20 protein-coding genes are annotated in these 19,762 nt (G+C 72.7%); 16 read left to right on the forward strand and 4 right to left on the reverse strand.

Going from position 1 to position 19,762, the window contains the following annotated elements:
- Window positions 1-4: 4 nt before the first annotated feature.
- The 7 genes from EV284_RS20510 to EV284_RS20540 all read left to right on the forward strand — a co-directional run bounded on the left by EV284_RS20510 (window position 5) and on the right by EV284_RS20540 (window position 7,224).
- A complete protein-coding gene (locus tag EV284_RS20510) occupies window positions 5-910 on the forward strand; it encodes an SCO3242 family prenyltransferase (protein ID WP_347402199.1) in 906 nt (301 codons plus the stop codon).
- Window positions 907-1,899, forward strand: a complete 993-nt coding sequence (locus tag EV284_RS20515; RefSeq protein WP_130336178.1) for a sugar phosphate isomerase/epimerase family protein — start codon at window positions 907-909, stop codon at window positions 1,897-1,899. Before EV284_RS20510 ends, EV284_RS20515 begins: the two co-directional genes overlap by 4 nt.
- 76 nt (window positions 1,900-1,975) lie before the next feature.
- Window positions 1,976-2,644: an EboA domain-containing protein gene (locus EV284_RS20520; RefSeq protein WP_130336180.1), complete on the forward strand. Its 669-nt coding sequence runs from the start codon at window positions 1,976-1,978 to the stop codon at window positions 2,642-2,644.
- Window positions 2,644-3,519 carry a TatD family hydrolase gene (locus EV284_RS20525; protein ID WP_130336182.1) on the forward strand — a complete coding sequence of 292 codons (876 nt, stop codon included), beginning with the start codon at window positions 2,644-2,646 and terminating at the stop codon, window positions 3,517-3,519. The genes EV284_RS20520 and EV284_RS20525 overlap by 1 nt, the downstream gene beginning before the upstream one ends.
- Before the next feature lie 3 nt (window positions 3,520-3,522).
- Window positions 3,523-4,692 carry a metabolite traffic protein EboE gene (eboE, locus tag EV284_RS20530; protein WP_130336184.1) on the forward strand — a complete coding sequence of 390 codons (1,170 nt, stop codon included), beginning with the start codon at window positions 3,523-3,525 and terminating at the stop codon, window positions 4,690-4,692.
- On the forward strand, window positions 4,689-6,104 hold the full coding sequence (locus EV284_RS20535) for a nucleotide pyrophosphatase/phosphodiesterase family protein (protein ID WP_130336186.1): 1,416 nt from the start codon (window positions 4,689-4,691) through the stop codon (window positions 6,102-6,104). The genes eboE and EV284_RS20535 overlap by 4 nt, the downstream gene beginning before the upstream one ends.
- Window positions 6,105-6,192: 88 nt before the next feature.
- The gene (locus EV284_RS20540) at window positions 6,193-7,224 is read left to right on the forward strand and encodes a sugar phosphate isomerase/epimerase (RefSeq protein ID WP_130336188.1); all 1,032 of its coding nucleotides are present in this window, start codon (window positions 6,193-6,195) and stop codon (window positions 7,222-7,224) included.
- Window positions 7,225-7,303: 79 nt separating this feature from the next.
- Here the strand turns inward: EV284_RS20540 and EV284_RS20545 are convergent, their stop codons facing one another.
- Entirely contained in the window at window positions 7,304-7,753 is a 450-nt protein-coding gene (locus EV284_RS20545) for a spore-associated protein (protein ID WP_130336190.1), read from the reverse strand.
- Window positions 7,754-8,069: 316 nt separating this feature from the next.
- On the opposite strand from EV284_RS20545, the gene EV284_RS20550 reads away from it, so the two are divergent.
- From EV284_RS20550 to EV284_RS20555, 4 genes are all read left to right on the forward strand, one after another.
- Entirely contained in the window at window positions 8,070-8,630 is a 561-nt protein-coding gene (locus tag EV284_RS20550) for a hypothetical protein (RefSeq protein WP_130336192.1), read from the forward strand.
- Between the two features lie 182 nt (window positions 8,631-8,812).
- Entirely contained in the window at window positions 8,813-8,935 is a 123-nt protein-coding gene (locus EV284_RS33570) for a hypothetical protein (protein ID WP_278045852.1), read from the forward strand.
- 8 nt (window positions 8,936-8,943) lie between these two features.
- Window positions 8,944-9,072, forward strand: coding sequence for a hypothetical protein (locus EV284_RS33575; RefSeq protein WP_278045853.1), 129 nt, complete (start codon window positions 8,944-8,946; stop codon window positions 9,070-9,072).
- Between the two features lie 152 nt (window positions 9,073-9,224).
- Window positions 9,225-9,710, forward strand: coding sequence for a DUF427 domain-containing protein (locus EV284_RS20555; protein WP_130336194.1), 486 nt, complete (start codon window positions 9,225-9,227; stop codon window positions 9,708-9,710).
- Between the two features lie 141 nt (window positions 9,711-9,851).
- Here EV284_RS20555 and EV284_RS20560 read toward each other — a convergent pair whose 3' ends face one another.
- The gene (locus EV284_RS20560; protein ID WP_130336196.1) at window positions 9,852-10,679 is read right to left on the reverse strand and encodes a DUF4253 domain-containing protein; all 828 of its coding nucleotides are present in this window, start codon (window positions 10,677-10,679) and stop codon (window positions 9,852-9,854) included.
- Between the two features lie 385 nt (window positions 10,680-11,064).
- On the opposite strand from EV284_RS20560, the gene EV284_RS20565 reads away from it, so the two are divergent.
- The 4 genes from EV284_RS20565 to EV284_RS20580 all read left to right on the forward strand — a co-directional run bounded on the left by EV284_RS20565 (window position 11,065) and on the right by EV284_RS20580 (window position 16,366).
- Window positions 11,065-12,585, forward strand: coding sequence for an FG-GAP-like repeat-containing protein (locus EV284_RS20565; RefSeq protein WP_165425590.1), 1,521 nt, complete (start codon window positions 11,065-11,067; stop codon window positions 12,583-12,585).
- Between the two features lie 218 nt (window positions 12,586-12,803).
- Window positions 12,804-14,942 carry a helix-turn-helix transcriptional regulator gene (locus tag EV284_RS20570; RefSeq protein WP_130336200.1) on the forward strand — a complete coding sequence of 713 codons (2,139 nt, stop codon included), beginning with the start codon at window positions 12,804-12,806 and terminating at the stop codon, window positions 14,940-14,942.
- Between the two features lie 6 nt (window positions 14,943-14,948).
- On the forward strand, window positions 14,949-15,539 hold the full coding sequence (locus EV284_RS20575) for an XRE family transcriptional regulator (protein WP_130336202.1): 591 nt from the start codon (window positions 14,949-14,951) through the stop codon (window positions 15,537-15,539).
- 302 nt (window positions 15,540-15,841) lie between these two features.
- Window positions 15,842-16,366 (forward strand): peptidylprolyl isomerase, encoded by a 525-nt coding sequence (locus tag EV284_RS20580; protein WP_130336204.1) that lies wholly within the window; start codon window positions 15,842-15,844, stop codon window positions 16,364-16,366.
- A 36-nt stretch (window positions 16,367-16,402) separates the two neighbouring features.
- Here EV284_RS20580 and EV284_RS20585 read toward each other — a convergent pair whose 3' ends face one another.
- Window positions 16,403-17,164, reverse strand: coding sequence for a maleylpyruvate isomerase family mycothiol-dependent enzyme (locus EV284_RS20585; RefSeq protein ID WP_130336206.1), 762 nt, complete (start codon window positions 17,162-17,164; stop codon window positions 16,403-16,405).
- A 291-nt stretch (window positions 17,165-17,455) separates the two neighbouring features.
- Window positions 17,456-18,880, reverse strand: coding sequence for a serine/threonine-protein kinase (locus EV284_RS20590; RefSeq protein WP_242625744.1), 1,425 nt, complete (start codon window positions 18,878-18,880; stop codon window positions 17,456-17,458).
- Window positions 18,881-19,141: 261 nt separating this feature from the next.
- Here EV284_RS20590 and EV284_RS20595 point away from each other — a divergent pair, with 261 nt between their 5' ends.
- Window positions 19,142-19,762 (forward strand): SRPBCC family protein, encoded by a 621-nt coding sequence (locus EV284_RS20595; RefSeq protein ID WP_130336528.1) that lies wholly within the window; start codon window positions 19,142-19,144, stop codon window positions 19,760-19,762.

Here is a 19,762-nt window from a genome sequence, read left to right on the forward strand (position 1 = left end):
GCGGGTGGGTGTCTCCGCGTGGGCCGAACTCCTGCGCCTGCCCGCTCTGTTCACCGTCCCCGGCGACGTACTGGCGGGAGCGGCCGCGGCTTCCGGCCGCCCTGGCCCGCCCACCCTGTGGGCCCTCGCCTCCTCCCTCTGCCTCTACGAGGCGGGCATGGCCCTCAACGACTGGGCCGACCGCGCCGAGGACGCCGCCGACCGCCCGCACCGCCCCCTGCCCTCGGGCCGCGTCCGCCCCACCGCAGCCCTCACCGCGGCCTGCGCCCTGACTGCCGCCGGCCTGGCCCTCGCCGCACGGGCCGGCCGTCCGGCACTCACCGTCGCCGCCCCACTCGCCGCCACGGTATGGGCCTACGACCTCGGCCTGAAACGCACCCCGGTGGGCCCCGCCGCCATGGCGACGGCCCGCGCCCTGGACCTCCTGCTCGGCGCCGCCACCGTCTCCGGCGGCGTCCGCCCCGCACTCTCCTCCGCCGCCCTCCTCGGCACCCACACCCTGGCCGTGACCACCGTCTCCCGCCACGAGACCCGGGGCGGCTCTCCGCTCACCGCCCTGACGGCACTGGCCGCCACGGGCGCGCTGGTACGGGGCCTTGGCCGCAGGACCGGCGGCACTCGGATTCCGGTGCGGGCACGGCAGCCGAGGGCTTTCGGACACGAACCGGCCAACCCCCTCCGCGCAGCCCTCGCCGTCGCCTACGCGGCGACCGCCGGCCGCCCGTACCTCCACGCCGCCCTCAACCCCTCACCCCAGCTCACCCAGAAGGCCGTCGGCGGCGGCATCCGGGCCACCATCCCGCTCCAGGCCGCGCTCTCCGCCCGCGCCGGTGCCCCGGTCAGCGCTCTGATCACGGCGGCCCTGGCGCCCCTGGCCGCCCGGTTCGCCAAGAAGGTGAGCGTGACATGACGCCCGCGAACGCGCCGGCCGCCCGGCCCGCCCCCGTACCCCTCCGCTTCGGCTACGGCACCAACGGCCTGGCCGACCTCCGCCTGGACGACGCCCTCGCCCTCCTCGCCGACCTCGGCTACGCCGGCGTGGGCCTCACCCTCGACCACATGCACCTCGACCCCCTGGCCCCGGACCTCGCCGCCCGCACCCGCCGGGTCGGCCGCCGTCTGGCCGCGCTCGGACTGGAGGTCACCGTGGAGACCGGCGCCCGCTACGTGCTCGACCCCCGCCGCAAACACGGCCCCTCACTCCTCGACCCCGACCCCGCCGACCGGTCCCGCCGCGCCGACCTGCTGCTCCGAGCCGTACGGGTGGCCGCCGACCTGGGTGCCCGCGCGGTGCACTGCTTCAGCGGCACCCTCCCGCCCGGCACCGAGGAGGCGACGGCCTGGAACCGACTGGCCGACGCCCTCACCCCCGTCCTGGAGGCCGCGACCGCCGCCGACATCCCCCTGGCCGTCGAGCCCGAACCCGGCCATCTCCTCGCCACCCTCGCCGACTTCCACCAGCTGCGCCACGCCCTCGGCGACCCCACCCACCTCGGCCTCACCCTCGACATAGGCCACTGCCAGTGCCTCGAACCCCTCCCACCCGCCGACTGCGTCCGCGCCGCCGCCCCCTGGTTGCGGCACGTCCAGATCGAGGACATGCGCCGCGGCCACCACGAACACCTGCCCTTCGGAGACGGCGAGATCGACTTCCCCGCCGTCCTCGCGGCCCTGGCCGCCACCGGCTACAGCGCCCTCACCGTGGTCGAACTACCCCGCCACTCCCACGCGGGCCCCCACTACGCCGAAGCCTCCCTGCCCTTTCTCAGGGAAGCCGCAGCCGCGGCCGCAGCCCGCACGGATTCCTCACCACGCATGAACGGTCCGGTGCCGTCCGCCCCGGCTTCAGAGTTCTCGGGCGGCGTCCCGGTGGTACCACCCGGCCCTCAGACGCCATAGCGGCAACGCCGTCAAGCAGCCCCCCGACAGCACCCCCCTCCACCCAGCCCTCCGCCCCCACGGAAGGGACCACGCCATGACCCACTCCGCCCCCAGCACCCCGGCCACCGCCGACACGACCCCCCTCCCGAGCGATCTGGGCTCCCGCCTCACACCCCGCGCCCGAGCCTGGCTCGACCAAGCCCTGAGCGAAGCCGCCCAAGGCATCACCCCCACCACGGAGTTACGCCTGGCCGAAGCCGCGCGCCGCTGCGGTCCCCCTCACGCCGACACAGCCCGCGTCCTCATCCTCCAAGCCGCCCACCCCACCCTCGCCGAGCTCGCCCGCGTCTACCACCGAGGCACCGCCGAGGAACGCCGAGCCGTCCTCCACGCCCTGCCCCGCCTCGTACCGGGACCCGAAGCCCTCCCGCTCGTCGAGGACGCCCTCCGCACCAACGACACCCGCCTCCTCACCGCCGCCCTCGGCCCCTACGCCGCCCGGCATCTGAGCGCCCACCTCTGGCGGCACGCGATCCTGAAGTGCCTGTTCACCGGCGTACCCGTGGCCGGCGCCGCCCAGCTCGCCGCCCGCGCCCACGGTGACGGCGAACTCGCCCGGATGCTGGCCGACTTCGCCGCCGAACGCACCGCCGCGGGCCGCCCCGTACCCGAGGACCTGCACCGCGTCCTGGCCCTGACCGCCCCCGCAGCAGCCCCGCCGCTTCGCGCGCCCGAGGGCGGCCCCCACGGCAAGGAGTCCTGATGCGTCTCTTCGACCCCCACATCCACATGACCTCGCGCACCACCGACGACTACGAGGCCATGCGCGCCGCGGGCGTCCGCGCCGTGGTCGAGCCCGCCTTCTGGCTCGGCCAGCCCCGCACCTCCACCGCCTCCTTCCTGGACTACTTCGACTCCCTCCTCGGCTGGGAACCCTTCCGGGCCGCCCAGTACGGCATCGCCCACCACTGCACGATCGCCCTCAACCCCAAGGAGGCCAACGACCCCCGCTGCACCCCCGTCCTGGACGAGCTGCCCCGTTATCTCGTCAAGGACCGCGTCGTCGCCGTGGGTGAGATCGGCTACGACTCGATGACCCCGGCCGAGGACACCGCGCTCGCCGCCCAGCTCCAGCTCGCCGCCGACCACGGCCTGCCCGCCCTCGTGCACACCCCCCACCGGGACAAGGCCGCCGGTCTGCGCCGCACCCTGGACGCCGTGCGGGACTCCGCGCTCGCCCCGGAACGGGTCCTGCTCGACCACCTCAACGAGACCACCGTCAAGGAGGCCAAGGACAGCGGCTGCTGGCTCGGCTTCTCCGTCTACCCGGACACCAAGATGGACGAGGAACGTATGGTCGCCGTCCTGCGCGCCTTCGGCCCCGAACAGGTCCTGGTCAACTCCGCCGCCGACTGGGGGAGAAGCGACCCCCTGAAGACCCGCAGGGTGGCCGACCTGATGCTGGCCGAAGGCTTCACCGAGGACGACGTCGACCGCGTCCTGTGGCGCAACCCCGTCGCCTTCTACGGCCTCAGCGGACGGCTGGACCTGGCCGTCGACGCCACCGGAGCCACCCACGAAGGCAACACCATCCTCCGCGGCGCCCCCAAGGAAACCGCCCCCGCCGGACAGGAGTGACCCGTGCGCTTCCGCCACCCCGACGGCTCCCTCGTCCACCTCGCCTACTGCACCAACGTCCACCCCGCCGAGACCCTCGACGCCGTCGTCGCCCAGCTCCGCGAACACTGCGAGCCCATCCGGCGCCGCCTCGGCCGCGACCGTCTCGGCATCGGGCTCTGGCTCGCCAAGGACGCGGCCCTCGCCCTGGAGAACGACCCCTGCGCGCTGGCCGCCCTCCGCGCCGAACTCGACCGGCGCGGGCTGGAGGTCGTCACACTCAACGGCTTCCCGTACGAAGGCTTCGGCTCCCAGCAGGTCAAGTACCGCGTCTACAAACCCGACTGGGCCGACCCCGAGCGCCTGCGCCACACCACGGCTCTGGCCCGCATCCTCACCGGCCTGCTGCCCGACGACATCGCGGAGGGCAGCATCTCCACCCTGCCGCTCGCCTGGCGCACCGTCGCCACACCGGCGCGCATGGAGACGGCCCTGACCGCCCTGCGCACCCTCGGCGACCGCCTCGACGCCCTCGCGGATCTCACCGGCCGCTCCCTCCGCATCGGCCTCGAACCCGAACCCGGCTGCGTCATCGAGACCACCGCCGACGCCCTCACCCCCCTCGCCGACATCGCCCACCCCCGCATCGGCATCTGCGTCGACACCTGCCACCTCGCCACCTCCTTCGAAGATCCCGGCACCGCCCTGGACGCCCTCGCCCGAGCCGGCGTGCCCATCGTCAAATCCCAGCTCTCCGCCGCACTGCACGCCGAGCACCCCCACCGACCGGACGTCCGTGAAGCCCTGACCGCGTTCGACGAGCCCCGCTTCCTGCACCAGACCCGCGCCCTCACCGCCACGGGCCGACAGGGCACCGACGACCTGGGCGAGGCCCTGCAGGACGGCTCCCTGCCCCACTCCACCCCGTGGCGCACCCACGTCCACGTCCCCCTGCACGCGGCCCCCGCCGCGCCCCTCGCCTCCACCCTCCCCGTCCTCGCCACCGCCCTGACGCGGCTCGTCGGCGGCCCGCACCCCCTCACCCGCCACCTGGAGGTCGAGACCTACACCTGGCACGCGCTCCCCGCCGCACTGCGCCCGCGCACCCGGGCCCAGCTCACCGACGGCATCGCCGCCGAACTCTCCCTCGCCCGCGACCTGCTCACCGACCTCGGCCTGAAGGAGCTGCCATGACCGATCACCCGGCGGCCCCCGCCCAGTCTTCGCCCGGCCGCCCCACCCCCCTGCTCGTCCTGGACGTCGTCGGCCTCACGCCCCGCCTCCTCGCCCACATGCCCCATCTGCGCGCCCTCGCGGACCAGGGCTCCCGCGCGCACCTCGGCACCGTCCTGCCCGCCGTCACCTGCGCCGCCCAGTCGACCTTCCTGACCGGCACCACACCCGCCGAGCACGGCATCGTCGGCAACGGCTGGTACTTCCGCGAACTGGGCGATGTCCTGCTGTGGCGCCAGCACAACGGCCTGGTCACCGGCGACAAGCTCTGGGACGCCGCCCGCCGCGCCCACCCCGGCTACACCGTGGCCAACATCTGCTGGTGGTACGCCATGGGCGCCGACACCGACTTCACCGTCACCCCCCGTCCCGTCTACTACGCCGACGGCCGCAAAGAACCCGACTGCTACACCCGCCCTCCCGACCTGCACGACGAACTCACGGCCCGATTCGGCACGTTCCCCCTCTTCCAGTTCTGGGGCCCCGGCGCCGGCCTCGCCTCCAGCCGCTGGATCATCGACGCGACCCGCCACATCCAGCGCACCCGCCGCCCCGACCTGACCCTCTGCTACCTCCCTCACCTCGACTACGACCTCCAGCGCTACGGCCCCGACGACCCCCGCTCCCTCCGGGCGGCCGCCGACCTGGACGCAGCGGCCGCGCCCCTCCTGGCCGACGCCCGCGCGGAGGGCCGTACCGTCGTCGTCCTGTCCGAGTACGGCATCACCCGCGTGGAACGCCCCGTGGACATCAACCGCGCGCTGCGCCGCGCCGGCCTGCTGGAGGTGCACGAGCAGGACGGCATGGAGTACCTGGACCCGATGGCATCACGTGCCTTCGCGGTCGCCGACCACCAGATCGCCCACGTCTACGTACGCCGTCCCGAAGACCTCGACGCCACCCGCGCCGCCCTCACCGGCCTGCCGGGCATCGCGCAACTGCTCGACGACGAGGGCAAGAAGGAGTACCACCTCGACCACCCGCGCTCCGGCGAACTCGTCGCCGTGGCGGAACCGGACGCCTGGTTCACGTACTACTACTGGCTCGACGAAGCCCGCGCACCCGACTTCGCACGGCTCGTCGAGATCCACCGCAAACCCGGCTACGACCCGGTCGAACTCTTCATGGACCCCCTGGACCCCTACGTCAAGGTCAAGGCGGCGGCCGCGCTGGCCCGCAAGAAGCTCGGCCTGCGCTACCGCATGGCGGTCGTGCCCCTGGACCCGTCACCTATCCGGGGCAGCCACGGCCGCCTTCCCGCGAGCGACGACGACGGTCCACTCCTCATCTGCTCCACCCCCCGTACCGTCGGCGACCGCCTCGCGGCCACCGATGTGAAGTCACTCCTGCTCCGACTCGCCGGACTCACCTGACGAGCCCTCATGACACCCGTCTCGTGTGCCTGGTCCCCAGTGAAGCACCCACCACTGACAATGCCCTCCCACACCCCGGAGTTCCCGCATGAGCCGCATTTCGCACCATGACTCCGAACTGACCCATCGGCTGACCAGAAGGGGCATGCTGGGCGTCGCCGCGGGCGCCACGGCCGCCGCCCTGCTGGGCGCCGCCGGCCCCGCCTCGGCCGCGACCGCCGCCCCCGCCCCAGGCCGGGGCCGTCCCGTCATGCCCCCCGGCCGGCTCGGCATCCAGCTCTACAGCCTGCGCGACAAGATCGGGACCCTCGGGTTCGCCCCCGTCTTCGCCGAACTGGAGAGGTACGGGTACGACGAGATCGAGTTCGCCGGCTACACCCAGGGCTCGGCGGGCCCCATCACCCTGCCGCGCCTCCGGCGCCTGGCCAGGGAACACGGTCTGACCCCGATCGGCAGTCACGTCGGCTACTACTCCGACGACCCGAACGCCTACACCTTCGCCCAGAACCTCGAGAAGGTTCTGGACGACGCCCAGACCCTCGGCCTCAAGCACATCGGCACCGCCTCCGGCCCGTTCCGGTACGGCTCGACCGTCGACGCCTGGAAGCGCGCCGCCGACGAGTTCAACGCCTACGGCGCGGCGGCCAGGGCGCGCGGCATGAAGTTCTACCAGCACAACCACTCGGACGAGTTCGCCTTCGCCACCGACCACCCCGAGGTCCGCCTCTACGACGTCCTGCTGGCGGAAACCGACCCCGACCTCGTCTACCTCGAAATGGACATCTACTGGGCCTACGCGGGCCAGTTCCGCTTCTCCAAGCGCCCGGACGGCACGCCCGCGCCGTTCGACCCGCTGCACTACGTCCTCGCCCGCCCCCATCGCTACCCGCTCTTCCACGTCAAGGACGGCGTGAGCGATCCCACGAACGAGTTCGGCTACCGGATGACGGACGTCGGCGACGGTGACATCGACTACCAGCGCTTCATCTCCACCGTCACCCACCTGCGCGGCCAACGCCTGGCGCACCACTGGCAGACGGAGCACGACAGCCCGCCGGACTCGTTGAGCTTCGCGCGGCGTTCGAGCGCGTACCTGCACTCCCTGCGCGAGAAGTGCTGACGGTCGCCACGCGCGAACTCGCTCCGGCGGGAGCGTGAAGCCTCCGCCGGAGCGAGTGGTCATCGTGCGTGGCCGCGGATCAGCGGGTGTAGGTGGACCGCTTCTCCTTCAGGGACGCGCAGTTGGAACCGGAGACCTGCACGTACACGTTCTTGATCTGGCCGCCCCAGTCGACGCAGTGTCCCTTGCCGTAGACGTAGGTCGGACCGGCGTACGAGGTGAAGTTGCCGTAGTCGTCGTCGCCCTGGCCGGTGTCGGCGACGTAGACCCACGCCGACATCTCGACCGCGGTGCCGGGGCTGTTGCGGATGGTGGTCACACAGTTCTTGCCGTTGGACGCGTTGTAGGTCAGGTAGACGGTCCCGAGCGAGCCGACGGCCGCGGAGTTGACGGTGCGGTAGCTGCTCCCGCAGACCTGCTGCGGAGTGGTGTTGGGCGCGGCGGACGCCGGCGCGGCCAGCGCGGTGCCGGCCCCGAGCGCGAGCGCGGCCAGAGCACCGACGGTGAGGGCAGTACGGTTGGATCGCATTTTTCCCCCTTGTGGCAGTAGGAACTCGTTGCTCCTGACTGGTCTGACTGGCGACGCATCCGGATGGTTGTACCGGTCTTCGAGGAAAGCCCGATCGAGGGAGGGAACGGCCTCTCGCGCGCCGGGCCGACCGTGGGCGCGGTCGGCTGGGGCGGCGCCCTGACGCGTCCGGCGACCGTGCCGGTTCGGCGCCCCGAGGCCAAATACCGTCGCGGAGGCAGGAGTTGACGCCTGTGTGCGATGAGAGGGGGTAGGCGTTGGTTCGGCCGCAGCGGTGGGGGTCACCGGGCTGCGGGGGAGGCCAAGGAGGCTGATCGTGGGGCGGATCAACGAGTTCTTCATCAGAAACGTGTGGGCGGCGGTGGTCCTGGGCGTGGTCACGGCGAGCCTGGTGACCTGGGTGCTGCTTCCGGGCCGCTCGCTCGGAGCGGTCCTGGTGCGCACCTGCGTCTACTCGGCCGCCGGGATCGCCTTCGCACTCGCCAGGCGCCGGAAGGAGAAGAGGGCCGCGGGTGGTTCCATGGACCGTCTGGTCCGCGTGGAACGGTGGCTGCGTACGGGGGAGGTGCCGTCCGCCCCTGAGGACCGTGAGGCCATGCGGGAGATCGTCGGGCGACGCCTGCGCCAGACCCGGCATCGTGTGGCGGCGTTGATCTTCCTGGTGGCCCTTTTCGCCGCGGTCGCGGTGCTCGTCGGGCTCACCGCGCAGCCCCTTCAGACCGTCGCCTTCGTCGCGTTCGGCGTCGCGTTCATGGGGTGGATGGTCTGGAGCAGCAACCGCCAGGACCGCCGTCTCCGCACCATGCGGGATGCCCTGGGGAGCGGGCAGCCGGACGGCGTGGCCCCCGGTGCCGCCGGCGGCGGTTCGGGGGCCTGAACCAGGTTCACCGAACGGCGCCGAGAGGGGGAGTGGGGGTGACGGTGCTCATAGGAGGCAGCTCACGTCCTGTCGCGGGTCGTAGGAGGCTCCCCCTTCCTGGCGGCAGCGAAGGGCCCATATCGGCACCTCTCCTGACCGGCCAGGCCATCGTGGGTGCCGCCGCGGGTGCGGTGAGGCTGGTGCCGACATCGGCCTCCGCCGCCACCGCTCCGCAGGCCGCCCACGCGACCACGGCCGCCCACAGCGCTCCGCAGGCCGCCACCGGGGCGTCCGGGAGTCTGGACAGCTGGATCAGGCAGTAGCGACCGTCATGAAGGCCAAGGGCATGCCGGGCAGCTACGAGGGCCTGCACCGCAACATCATGCGCGAGTCCGGCGGCAACCCCAGCGCCCGGAACAACTGGGACGTCAACGCGCAGATCGCGTCACCACCTGCATGACCGCCCTTTCGCTCGGCAGCTGCCCGGTGGCCCCGAGCATCCCCCCGGCCGTCGTCCGGCCTCTTCAACCCAGGGGTGCCGAGCCCAGCGACGGAAGCGACGCAGCAACGACGCGGGAGGCGCACGCCAGCTGCCGGACGCACGATGGCACCATGCCCGATCACTCACCGCCCCGGACCGAGTCGGTGTGGGACTACCCCCGGCCTCCCGCGATCCGCTCCGACGGCCGTCGCATCCGGGTCGAGTGCGCCGGCACCGAAATCGCCGACACGCGCCGTGCCCTGCGCGTACTGGAGACCTCGCACCCGCCCGTCTTCTACCTCCCTCCCGAGGACGTACGCACCGATCTGCTGCTCGCGGCGCGCGGAAGCACGTGGTGCGAGTGGAAGGGGCGGGCGGTGTACTGGGACCTGGCCCCCGGCCCCGGCATCCGCAGGCGCGCCGCCTGGAGCTACCCCGCTCCCACCAGCGGCTACGAACGGCTCACCGACCACATCGCCTTCTATCCGACCCACGTCGACCTCTGCACGGTGGACGGCGAGGTCGTGCGTGCGCAGGAGGGTGACTTCTACGGCGGCTGGATCACCGCCGAGATCGAAGGCCCGTTCAAGGGCGGGCCGGGCACGGCACTGTGGTGAGTCTGCCGACCCGGGGTCTCAGCGCCGGGAGCAGCCCCCGGCAACTGTCCGGCACGCCGGCCGCGATGCATCGAGCCAATGCGGTCCCGGGGCAGCCCTGAGCCGTGTTCTTGCCAGCGAGGAGGAACAGCCACAAGCCTTTCAGTCCCACCAGAACGTCCAGTGGGCCTTACCCACCAGAGCATCCTCCGCGTATTCCCGGATGCTCTCGTATCCCTGCCAGATGTTGTCAGGGCAGAACGCGAAGTGCTCCGCGGCGACCGCGAGAGCTTCCTCCAGCGTCCGCGGAGGGGCCGCGACCGACAGGTCCAGCCGTGCGTACGACAGCGCGATCACCCGAACGTGGAAGCGGTCCTCCCAGGAACGGAGAACGGCACACAGCCGTGCCACGTCGTGTTCGTAGTTGACCGGCCCTGACCAGCCGATGGCCGCGGGGAGGTCCGCGGCCCGGCCCACCGGGACCAACGCGATCCGAGGACTCATGAGCGAGTGTCCGACCAAGGCCTGGGCTACGTCCGCAGCGGTCACCTCCGGATCTGCCGCCGTCCGCCCTGGCGACGCAAGTCCAGGCCAGCTGCCGGTGAACGGGGCTATGGTCTCGCCCGCGTCTTCGTCGTCCTCGTCGTCCTCGGTCTCCGACGCCGCGGACCTCCAAAGGTCCTCGAGGACCTCCTCGGCACGGTGGACGTCGGGGTCCGACACCATGCCGGGATCCAGCTGGCCGTCCCACCACTCCTCGAGACCGGCTTCGTCCTGGAGAAGCACGGGCCGCAGCCCGGCATACCGGGCCGGCAGGTACTCGGCCCATGTTCCAGGTGCTGCGACCTCGTCGGCGACCCAAAGCAGCGGCTCAGGCCAAGGACCACCGTTGGTCTCGATCACCAGTGAGCCCGGCGGCAGGCTTAGCCCCGGTACTGCCCCCACGGGGTCGGTCAACAGCCGCGTCAGCGGCTTGGAAGGTGTCGTCATGACGGTGAAGGTAACGGCACCTACCGACAGACCTCGGCTGTGGGCAGACACCATGATGAGAGAGGACGGCCCACCTCGCGGAGGACACCCAGCTCAGCGTGGACGCCCGTCCTGGACGGCGTGGCCACGACGGCCCTGGTGGCGACGGAACGAGGACCTCTGCCGGGACCACGGTCCTGATTCCGGGGAGCCTGATGACCTGGCCGTCGCCCTCGCCGACGGCAACGCAGCCGGGGCGCTCACCGGTTCAGCGTGCACGCGCGGCCCCGTGGTTCGGGCCGGTGCCGGGGTGTGGGTCGGTGATCTTGAGTTGTCCGTGCAACCGTTCGGGTGCCCTGGGGGTCTCCTCGGCGACAACTCTCGCTGAATGGTTGGGGATTTTCGGGTGAAGTACCGATACCGCACTGTCATCGCCACCGCGCTCGTGGCCGCGCTGACGGGCTCTCTGGCCGCTACGGCGGCCGCCGCACCGGCTCGGCCCGGTGGGCTGTCCCGCGTCGATTTCAATGGCGACGGCTACGCCGACTTCGCCGCGGGTACTCCCGCGGGGTGGGTGCACGGAAAGTGGCGGGCGGGTGCGGTCACCGCGTTCTACGGCTCGGCCAGGGGTGTGACGGCCGCCGGTACCGCCACGCTCGACCAGGACTCGGCGAACGTGCCGGGCAGCGCCGAGAACGGTGACCTCTTCGGGGCGGCCACGGCGCCCGGGGACTTCGACGGTGACGGCTACACCGATCTTGCGGTCGGTGCTCCGCTGGAGGACGTGGGCAGCGACGTCAACGGCGGTTCGGTCACCATCCTGTGGGGCTCGGCGACGGGCCTGCGGGGCGGTTCCACCGTCCCCGATCCGGCGCCGGCCGCGCACGACCGGTTCGGGGCCGCGCTGGCGGCGGGCGATTTCGACGGGGACGGCCGCACCGACCTGGCCGCCGGGACCAACGGCTCCACCCTCTACGTCTTCCGCAAGGGCATCTCGCGCGGCGGCCGGGCCGGTGCGCTCGCCACCCGTGTCCTGCCGCTGCGCAGTGCGCCGGAGGCCGGCATCATCAACCTCACCGCCGGTGACGTCGACGGGGACCGCCGCGCGGACCTGATGGTGGACGGCTACAGCCCCACCCTCTGGACCGACGGCAAGTATCACAATGTGAACTACTTCGTGCCGGGTACGTCCACCGGTCCCTCGCGCACCGTGGCCAAGAAGATGCCGGGGGGTGTGGCCGGGGCGATCGGCGACATCGACGGGGACGGTTACGGGGACATCGTCACCGGTATCTGGTGGGCGCGGAGCAAGCCCGGCGGGGCGATAGGCGGCCAGGTCCAGGTCACCTACGGTGCGGCCGGCGGCCCCTCGTCCCGCACGCAGACGATCTCCGAGGAGTCCGGCAATGTGCCGGGCGACTCGGAGAACTGGGACAAGTTCGGCTCCTCGGTCGCCCTCGGCGACGTCAACGGCGACGGCCGGCTCGACCTCGCCATCGGTGCCCGGCAGGAGAGCCTGACTCTCTGGGGGCAGGTCCACTACGGCGTGGGCACGGTGACCGTCCTGGCCGGCTCCCGCGGCGGCGTCGACACCACTACGGCCCCGCAGTACTTCTACCCCGGCAATCACGGGGTCCCCGGCACCCCGCTGTGGGCGCAGTTCGGCTCCGCCGCCCTGCTGACCGACCTCGACAACAGCGGCGGAGCCGATCTGGTCGTCGGCGCCCTGGGCCAGGACAACGGGGACGGCACGGTCACCGTGCTGCCGTCGGTGACCGGGACCGACGGGAGCGGGCGGATCGGCACCGACGGGGCCACCGAGATCAAGGCCCGTCACCTGAAGATGGACACCACCGGCATACCCCGGCTCGGCAGCGTCCTGGACGGCTCGCTTGAGGCGTCCGTCATCAACTCCAACACCTGGTAGCCGCGCCCGGCCGGACCGCGGGACACCGTCACCCACGCCGTCCCGCAGTCCGGTCCCGGACCGGCTCCGCACCAGCGCCGGCACTCACCGTCGGCCTCCACGACCGCGCCCCGTCACCGCACGTCGTACCGACACGTGAACTTCACCCGGCGAGGTTAAGTGCAAGGGCTAAATCCAGAGGCAAGCCGATGCTAGGTTGACTGGCGGAGGTGACGCTGATGGTGTCGCAGGAGGAGCTGTTCGCAGCGGTGGACGCGCTCGCGGCCGAGGAGCCGCAGCTGCCGCCGCCCGCCGAACGGGCACGGCTGCGGGAGGCTGCGGGGATCACGCAGGCGCGCCTTGCCCAGGTGCTCAGGACGACACCACAGACCGTGAAGAACTGGGAGAACGGCCGGAGCGAACCGCGTCCGCCGCGTCTGGAGGCGTACCAGCGCCTGTTGGACGCGTGGGGGAAGAAGCACCCGGCCCCCGGCACCGTTCTTGCCCCGCCCGCCGCACCCGTGCCCGTGCCCATGCCGGTCACGACCGTGGCCGAGCCGCCGGGCCCGGCAACCGCCCCGGCCCCGGTGCTCACCTCACCCGAGCCTTCCGCCCCCGCGCCCGTCGCGTCTGCCGCTCCGCGCTCCGTGCCGACGCGGCCGACAGCGGGGGTCGGTGCCGGGGCGCCACGGGCGGCAGGCCACAAGAAGGCGGCTGCCGCCGATGACCCGCGCTACGCGCACGGGCCGCTGCTGGTCCTGGACGGCGACGGCACCGCCCATGGCCGCGACGGCCTGGTGCTGGAGTGCCCGGCCCGCACGATCCCCCAACTTGTCGAGTGGACCCTCGCGCAGCCGGTCGGCGCCCCCGCGCTGAACCGCAACGGGCAGCCCTCCGACCCGCTGGTCGTGCTGACCGCGCAGGCCGCCGTCCAACTCGGGCTGCCGGAGCGCCTGGAGGGCCACGAGCAGCGCGCCGGACTGCGCCTGCCCGAGGACCACCCGATCGTCAAGCAGATCGGCCGGGCCAAGTGGAAACTCACCCGGCGCGGATTCGGCCCGTGGGCGCGGGTCTACCGTCCGGCCAAGGCCGGGCAGCGCCAGTGCGTGCAGATCGCCGTGCTCTCCTGGGGCGCCCTCGACGAGCGGTCCTGGCCGGGCCTGGCCGCCAGGGAGCCCGAGGAGATCGCCCGCGCCCTCACCCGGTACGCCGACAGGGTCATCACCCCGCGTGGAGGTACGGCGGTCAACGGTCTGGAGCTGATGACCGCGCTGCGGCCGCCGACCCGCGCGGCGCGGGACGAGTCGGGCAACGGCTGGGTGTCCGCCCACAACCCCGGCTCTCTGGGCACGCAGCCGGTGGACCCGGCGCCGCCCGAGGCCACTGCGGAGCACCCTCTCGCCCAGGGCTGGGAGAACGGGTTCCTGCACGAGGAGGTGTACGACTGGGTCCGGGACCTGGACACCGTCACCTCCGAGGCCGGCATGCCGTTCGCCATCGGCCTGGACGTGAACGCGGCGTTCCTCGCGGCCGCGTCCCGCACGCCGGTCGGCCTGTGTGCCCCGGTCCACGCAAGGCGGCCCGCGTTCGACAAGAAGGTGCCTGGTTCCTGGTACACCGATCTGTCCCACGTCGAGCTGGACCCGCGCCTGCCCAGCCCGTTCACCCCGTCCGGGGAGCGGCCGACGGGGCCGGCCTGGTACCAGACCCACACCGTCGCCTACGCCATCGAGCTGGGTCACAACGTGGAGATCCAGGAAGCGTATCTGCGCCCCGAGTACGGGGCCTTCCTGGACCCGTGGCACGACCGGCTCAGGACCGCGCTGCTGGAAACCATGGCGGACCTCGGGGTGGAGCCCGGCATGGACGACGCCGCTTTCCTCGCCGCGATGGAGCAGGCGCGCCACGGAGACCCGGCCGCCCGCGCGGTCCTGGCCGCCGTCAAGGCCACCGCCAAGGGCGGGATCGGCAAGCTCCAGTCCCGGGCACGCGGCCTGAACTACGTGCGCGGCGAGCGCTGGCCCGAGCTGGAGCGCCCGACCTGGCGCCCCGACATCCGCGCCGCGATCATCAGCAAGGCGCGGATCAACATGCACCGCAAGATGCGTGCCATGGCGTCCGTGGGCCTGTTCCCGCTGGGCGTGCTGTCCGACTGCGTGGTCTACCCGGCCCCGACGGCCAGCCCGCTGAGTCTGCTCCCGTACACCGAGAGCGGCAAACCGCTGCCCGGCTGCTTCCGTCTCGGGGTCGCCCCCGGCCTGGTCAAGCTGGAGGGCGTGCAGACGATGGAGTGGGCCATCGACCTCATCGAGCAGGGCGGCAACCCCGCGCAGCTCATCAAGGGCGGCCACGACGCCGTGCTCGACGGCGGAGAGTAGGAGACCATGCCACGCCAGATCCGCCCGCAGACCGCCGGCGCCGACGACGCGCTGATCGGGGAGGCCCTCGAACGCGCCGGCCGCGAGACCTACACCACCACCCCGCCCCGCACCCTCAAGGGCCAGATCAACTACCTGCTGCGCAAGCTCGGCAGTGCTCGCGCGGTCGCTGCCGAGATCGGGGTCACCGCAGACTCGGTCAACCGCTACCGCCGCGGCGCACGCAAGAACCCGCCCGGCGACGTCCAGGCTCGCATCGACGAGGCGGTCCGCTCCCGCTGGCAGCCCCGTGTCCGCGAGCGTGCCCGCCGCCGCGCGGCTGAACGTACCGGCATGACCGTGGAGTTCCGGGCGACGTTCGGCTACATCGCGCCGGTCGGGACCACCGATGAGGCGCGCGAGCGGTTGCTCACCATCCACCTGGACGCGCCCTGGGCCGGCCGTCTCCTGGACGCCCAGTACGGGCGCAGTGGCGAACACCCCAACGAGGTCCTGGCACAGGCCGCCAAGGAGCTGTACTTCCAGGACCGGGGGCGCCGCGCCCAGCGCCTGGACGTGGAGCTGACCGGCATCGACTACATCGCCGCCCGGTTCTGACGGAGGGGCGGGCAGCAGTTGGAGCACGCCCCGGTGTCCAGCGCGTCGGGGCGCTGATCGACCAGGGGGAGAAGCGGTCCGTCCTCGATGCAGCGCCGCCCCGGCCAGCCGGTCGTCGCCGTCCCGCTTCCTCGTCGCCTCCGGCGTGCGCGAACGGGACATCCGCTGACCGTCAGCCTCGGAGAGGTTGCGCCGCGAGCCACTCGTGCGGGTGAGACACCGTGTCGCGGCGTCAGGGAGCGTCCGCCGGGCCGGGACACTGGGCGGGTCGGAAGCCCACGCGTCGAAGGATCAGATCCACCATGGCGGAAGAACTGTATGCGACGTTGAAGACCAACAAGGGCGACATCGAGGTCCGGCTGCTGCCGAACCACGCCCCCAAGACCGTCAAGAACTTCGTCGAACTCGCCACGGGCGAGCGGCAGTGGATCGACCCGAACACGGGTCAGCCGAGCACCGCACCGCTGTACGACGGCACGGTCTTCCACCGAGTCATCAGCGGTTTCATGATCCAGGGCGGCGACCCCCTGGGCAACGGGACCGGTGGCCCCGGCTACAAGTTCAGCGACGAGTTCCACCCGGACCTGGCTTTCAACAAGCCCTACCTGCTGGCCATGGCCAACTCCGGTCCGGGCACCAACGGCTCCCAGTTCTTCATCACCGTCGGACCGACCGTGTGGCTCACCGGCAAGCACACCATCTTCGGCGAGGTCACCGACGCCGCCGGACAGAAGGTCGTCGATGCCATCGCCGACGTCGAGACAGGCCGCGACGATCGCCCCCTGGAGGACGTCGTGATCGAGAAGGTCGTCATCGAGACCCGCTGACACCCGACGAGGCGGCCCGCCGGCGGTGTCGACCGGCTACTCCTCCGGCTCCCAGGCGATCAGCTGCTCGAAGACCTGCTGGTCGCCGTCGATCTTGAGGTCGCTCAGCGTGCGGCGGCCCCAGACGAAGAGCAGCAGCTGCTCGGCCGTACCCGTGGCCGAAGCGGAGGCGGGCGCGGCCTCGTCCGTGAAGGGTGCGGGCCACGCCCCGGTGCCGTCCAGCGCGAGAAGCCAGGAGCGGCCCTCGGTGGCGTGGTAGTGGATGGTGGCGGCCTGGTGCGGCCAGGCCGCCGGGGTGGAGTTGCAGGTGTCGAGGAACTCGGCCACGCCGTCGAGCGCGACGTCCGCCGGCATCGGCTGCACGGCGTCCGCGGCGAGCTGGGCGTCGTAGGTGTGCACCAGCACCTCGTGCACCCGGCGCCGGGCCACGCCCCAGGCGTTCGCCGGGGACACGCCGGCGCTCCACCAGGTCCAGCACGCGCGCTCCGGGCCGGCGTCGCGCAGCGCGCTCAGCAGCAGCTCGTGCGACTCGGCGTACCAGGCCAGCAGCGCCTCGAGCTCGCGCGGGGCCTGCGTGGCATCCTTGGGCGGCGGAGCCCCGGCCGGGCCCGCGGCGACGATCGCGGCCCACCAGCGCTGGCCCCTTCCCAGGTGCTGCACCAGATCGAACAAGGTCCACTCGGGGCAGGACGGCACCGGCGCGTCGAGGCCGGGCGCGTCGGCGACCGCCCTCCGGAACGCGGCCGACCGCTCGTCGATCAGTCGCAGCAGGGCGGAGAACTCAAGACTCTCTGTCACATCGTGTGCCTACCACCCCGGCTCTGCCGACCGCACCCCCATTTCCCCGGCTGCCGGCCACGGTGAACGGCCCCGCGCGCATGGCACCGGATCGGTCCGAGACCGCGCGCATCCCCGCTCAACTCGGCTTACCCTCGGGCTTGTTGCCGACGAACACGGCCGCCCCCGTCACCAGGCCGACCCCGCCGCTGCCACCGACCGGGCTCACTCCGACGGCCGCCGGCTACGGGACCCCGTGCAGCGGTCCCGCAGGGACCGTCCTCCACGGTCCCGCGCGCTCGGCGCCTCAGGTCACCCGTGGTTCTTCCGGCCCGGTGTGTCCGGAGAGCCGCCGGACGGCCCGGCCGGCTTCCGCGCGCCGCCGGGCCCGGCGTGGGCGGGGGCACTCTTGGCCGCCTTCTTGTCGCGGCCCGGGGCGTGGTGCTGGGGGGCCGCGCCGCCCTTCTCCGCACCGGGTGGCGTCCGGCGCGCGGCGGCCGGCGCCGCGGCTTCGGGCACGGCTGTCCCGCCGGCCGGGGCGGTGTCACCGGTCGTGGCCGCGGTGGTGGAGCGTGACGGGCCGGACGCCGAAGCCGACCCGGGCCGCCGTGTGTCCGGGTCCGCGGCGGCGGTCCCCGGCGGCCTCGCGGAGTCGGAGGGCGGCTGGTCAAGTTCGGAGGCGGGGGAGCTGGAGCCGACGCGTTCGTCGCTGTGCGCGCCGGTGTCCAGGGTCACGGCGAGAGTGGCTCCCAGAGCCGCGGAAAGCGCGGTCAGGGCGGTGCCGACCACGAGGCGGCGCGCGTGTCCCGTCCTGCCGGTGTGCGATGCCCGGGCCCGGCTGCGCGTCTCGTCGTCCGCCCGCGCGGAGAGGGTGACGGGGGCCACCGAGGACAGCGCGGCGGGCGGAGGCGCGGCGCACAGCGCGGACAGCGCCCGGGCGCAACTCGGGGCGTCGGGCCGCGTCGCCTCGTCCTGAGCCGTCATGGCGTGCAGGAGACGGGCCAGCTCGGGCGGTACCGAGCCCGGTACGACGGGCGACCGGTGCACCCGGGCCACAGCCGCCTCCAGCGGGGTCCCCACGTACTCCAGCTCCCCTTTCAGGCACTCGAGCAGGACCAGACCGAGGGCGTAGATGTCGGCGGCCGGTCCCACCTCCCTGCCCATGACCTGCTCCGGCGCGAGATAGGCGGCGGTTCCTATGAGCACGTCGGAAGCGGTGTGACGCGTGGCGTTCACCAGCCGGGCGATCCCGAAGTCCGCGAGGTGCGGAGCGCCGGAGGCGTCCAGCAGGACGTTCGACGGCTTGATGTCGCGGTGCACGATGCCCGCGCCGTGGACATGGGCGAGCGCCCGCCCGAGGCCGGCGCCCAGCTCGGCGACGCGCCGGGGGGACATCGGCTCGCTCCCGAGGCACTGGCGCAACGTCTGCCCCGTGACCAGCTCCATGACGAGATAGGCGCTGCCCTGGTGCCGGCCGGCGTCGTAGACGGTCACCAGGCCGGGGTGCTGAAGCCGCGCCAGCAGGACGGCCTCCTCGGCGAAGCGTCGTTCCATCTCCGGGTCGGCTCCCACCCGGAAGATCTTGACGGCGACCGGTCGTCCGAGGCGGACGTCGACGCCCTCGTAGACGTCGGCGGCACCTCCTCGGCCGATACCGGCGCCCAGCCGGTACCGGCCGCCCACGGTCTCGGTGGACACCCTCTGCGTCGGCGGGAAGTCTGTTCGGGGGCCGTTCATCCGTGTCTCCGTTACTGTCACCGCGAGCAAAGCCGGCAATCGACGCTGTGTGGCGCGGATACCCGTTCCTGCGACAGCCACCCCGGCCGCTTCGACCGGCCGACGCCGCGCCCTCGTGGCGACCCGTGCGCGGGGCCGTCGGGGACGCTTACGTGGCCGCGTGACTGGAAACCCGGGACCGGGGAAGCGGAAGAGATGCCCTGCCCCACAAGGGGAGGGCCGGGTCTCCCGACGCCCGGCTCCCTCACCGGAAGGACCATGATGGTGCACGAAGACGACGGCGGGCAGGCCGTGCCGAACACCCCGGGCCTGCGCTCCGACAGCGCCGGCGTCACACGCCGCCGCCCCCTGCGCGAGCGGCACGTCGAGGAGACGGTCGAGGTCGCGGTGCCGGTCCGCACGGCCTACAACCAGTGGACGCAGTTCAAGACGTTCCCGCGCTTCTCGACCGTGGTCCGCGGCGTCGAGCAGATCAGGCCGACCGTCACCGAGTGGACCATCGGCTACGGCCCCCTGCGTCACCGTTTCGCGGTCGAGATCGTGGAACAGGACCCGGACGCCTACCTGGCCTGGCGCGGCCTGGAGCAGCACCCCGGTCACGAGGGCGAGGTCGAGTTCCGGCCGACCAGGTCCGGTGGCACCGCGATCACCGTCCGGATGCGCCTCCGACCGCAGGGGGTCACGAAGGTCCTCACCCGCTCGTCCAGGGTCGTCGGGCTGACCGCGCGACTGGTGCGCGGGGAACTGGTGGGCTTCAAGCACTTCATCGAAGGGCTCGGCCAGGAGGGCGGCGCCTGGCGCGGCACCATCCGCAACGGCCGGGTTCAGCACGACTCCCCGGAACCGCCCAGGAGCCGTGTCGCCCAGTGGCCCGTCGGCTGA

Source organism: Streptomyces sp. BK022 (assembly GCF_004217355.1).
In the GTDB taxonomy this organism is placed as follows: Bacteria; Actinomycetota; Actinomycetes; order Streptomycetales; family Streptomycetaceae; genus Streptomyces; species Streptomyces griseoluteus.

Coding starts and splice junctions, on each gene's coding strand:
- EV284_RS20515 (WP_130336178.1), top strand. CDS start 907: ATGACGCCCGCGAACGCGCCGGCCGCCCGGCCCGCCCCCGTACCCCTC.
- EV284_RS20520 (WP_130336180.1), top strand. CDS start 1,976: ATGACCCACTCCGCCCCCAGCACCCCGGCCACCGCCGACACGACCCCC.
- EV284_RS20525 (WP_130336182.1), top strand. CDS start 2,644: ATGCGTCTCTTCGACCCCCACATCCACATGACCTCGCGCACCACCGAC.
- EV284_RS20535 (WP_130336186.1), top strand. CDS start 4,689: ATGACCGATCACCCGGCGGCCCCCGCCCAGTCTTCGCCCGGCCGCCCC.
- EV284_RS20540 (WP_130336188.1), top strand. CDS start 6,193: ATGAGCCGCATTTCGCACCATGACTCCGAACTGACCCATCGGCTGACC.
- EV284_RS20545 (WP_130336190.1), bottom strand. CDS start 7,753: ATGCGATCCAACCGTACTGCCCTCACCGTCGGTGCTCTGGCCGCGCTC.
- EV284_RS33575 (WP_278045853.1), top strand. CDS start 8,944: ATGAAGGCCAAGGGCATGCCGGGCAGCTACGAGGGCCTGCACCGCAAC.
- EV284_RS20555 (WP_130336194.1), top strand. CDS start 9,225: ATGCCCGATCACTCACCGCCCCGGACCGAGTCGGTGTGGGACTACCCC.
- EV284_RS20560 (WP_130336196.1), bottom strand. CDS start 10,679: ATGACGACACCTTCCAAGCCGCTGACGCGGCTGTTGACCGACCCCGTG.
- EV284_RS20570 (WP_130336200.1), top strand. CDS start 12,804: ATGGTGTCGCAGGAGGAGCTGTTCGCAGCGGTGGACGCGCTCGCGGCC.
- EV284_RS20575 (WP_130336202.1), top strand. CDS start 14,949: ATGCCACGCCAGATCCGCCCGCAGACCGCCGGCGCCGACGACGCGCTG.
- EV284_RS20580 (WP_130336204.1), top strand. CDS start 15,842: ATGGCGGAAGAACTGTATGCGACGTTGAAGACCAACAAGGGCGACATC.
- EV284_RS20590 (WP_242625744.1), bottom strand. CDS start 18,880: ATGAACGGCCCCCGAACAGACTTCCCGCCGACGCAGAGGGTGTCCACC.
- EV284_RS20595 (WP_130336528.1), top strand. CDS start 19,142: ATGGTGCACGAAGACGACGGCGGGCAGGCCGTGCCGAACACCCCGGGC.